The organism is Candidatus Eisenbacteria bacterium, assembly GCA_016867495.1.
Classification (GTDB): Bacteria; Eisenbacteria; RBG-16-71-46; order CAIMUX01; family VGJL01; genus VGJL01.
On sequence record VGJL01000339.1, the window covers coordinates 1 to 1,897 of the forward strand.

At 68.5% G+C, this 1,897-nt stretch carries 2 protein-coding genes; both read right to left on the reverse strand.

Features of this window, described 5'->3' with window-relative positions; all coding sequences use genetic code 11:
• Positions 1-774 (reverse strand): hypothetical protein (locus FJY88_14065; protein MBM3288452.1); only part of this gene is annotated, 774 nt, incomplete at its 3' end.
• A 32-nt stretch (positions 775-806) separates the two neighbouring features.
• Positions 807-1,484 (reverse strand): DUF4159 domain-containing protein, encoded by a 678-nt coding sequence (locus FJY88_14070; protein MBM3288453.1) that lies wholly within the window; start codon positions 1,482-1,484, stop codon positions 807-809.
• Positions 1,485-1,897: the final 413 nt, after the last annotated feature.

Sequence of the window (1,897 nt, forward strand, 5' to 3'; positions counted from 1 at the left end):
CTCCGTCTCTGCTTGGAGATCGGCCAGCGTCGCGGAAAAGCCGTCCCCCTCCGGGGCCATCATCATGCGCTCCCAGGGCCCGCCGCCCGCGCGATGAAAGAGGATCGGATCTCCGGCGACGCCGGTGACGCGAGCCCGAACGCCGACGCTGCTGCCCCTCTCCGCCACGGTGTCTCCCGGATCGACCGTGATGAGCGCTCCGGGTCTCTCGGGCGCCCTGCCCGGATAGGCCAGGAAGCGCGCGGTGCTCACGAATCCCGCGGGCGCGAGGGCGGCGAGGACTGCGACGCAAGCCGCCGCCAGGGAGGCTTGCAGGAGGGGCGCCTTCAGGGGCCGCGCCCGGGCGAGCGCGCCGTAGGGGATCGTGGCGGCAGTGCGCGCGCCCGAGCGAAGCACCTCGTGCGCGATCTCCCTTGCCAGAGGATCCGGGAGGGAGTCCGCGCTCCTGCCGAGCTGGAGCGCGTTGAAGAGCTCGTTGCGCGCAAGCCCCGCCTTCTCCTCGATGCTGAGAAGAAAGGCCCCGAACGGGAGCCGATGCGCGAGGGCGAATCGTAGGGCGCGAACGACTCCCCCAACGATGCCGGCGGCCGCCACGAGCGGAACCAACCACGCGGACAGACGGCCAGGCCCCAGCAGGAGGCCGAGGACGAGAGCCCCCAAGAGGGCGGGAAGAAGGACGGAGAGGCCCAGGGAGGCGGCCTCGAGCGTTCGCCTCCGCAGAAAGACGCCATGCGCCCTGCGCAGGGTCCGCAACAGCGGCTCGTGCAACTCCACGGCTTGATCCCTCCGCATCGGTTCGAGGCCTCTCAGTGCGTCATGGCGTAGACGACGACGTTCACCGCGAGCTTCATCGCCGCCTCGCGCTTCTCCGGCGGATCGTTGTGAACCTCAGGATCCTCGATCCCATCCCCTATGTCGGCTTCATAGGTGTAGAAGACGACCAATCGATCCCCGTCGACGATCCCCAACCCCTCCGAAGGCTTGCCGTCGTGTTCGTGGATCTTCGGCGGACCGGACGGAAAGGAGTAGAAGCTGTGATAGATCGGATGGTCGAAGGGGATCCTGACGAGCGGGCGGTCGGGGAAGACCCGCCCGATCTCCCGCCGGAAGCTCTCGTCCATGCCGTAGTTGTCGTCCGCGAAGAGGAAGCCGCCCGATGTGAGGTAGCGCCTGAGGCGGTCGACCTCGCCATCGCTGAACCGGACATTGCCGTGGCCGTTCATGTAGAGGAACGGGTGATTGAAGAGATCCTCGTCCATGATCGCGACTCGCGCCTCGTCGATCCGCTCCACTGGAATCGGCGTCCGCTCGCGAAGGGCCCGCGCCAGGTTGGGCAGGCTCGATGGATTGCCGTACCAGTCGCCGCCGCCGTCGTACTTCAACCGGGCCAGGACGAAGCCCGGCTGCACGGCGGCCTCCACCGCGGGAGCCAGCAGGCCGGCCAGGATCAGCCCTTGCAGCGCGGCCAGCAAGATACGACGCATCGAAACCTCCCCCAACAGGCCAGAGAACCCGGAAGGCCGGACAGGGTTCCTGTGGCTCCCCGCTCCTCCCAGGTTCCCCCCCAGTCTAGACGCATTTGGCCGGACTTGAGAAGCGAGCAGGCGCGCCGCCGCGCGCTTCCAGCGCCCCGGCGGCTTCCCGAAGCCCCGCGCCGCGAACGCGAAATCGAGCGGGGCGGAGGGAACCGTCGGGGCCATGAGGCATGATACGCGCCGCCGCGCGCACAGGGATCTCCCCATGGGCGAAAGCGGATCGGATCGGCCGAGGATCAGGCCTTCAGCTTGGCGGCCCTCTCCTCCCGCTCGAGGCGCCTGTCCTCCGCGGCAAGGATGAGATCGAGGCTGATCCCCGATCCGATGAAGATCGACGAGTAGGTTCCCACGAGGACGCCGAC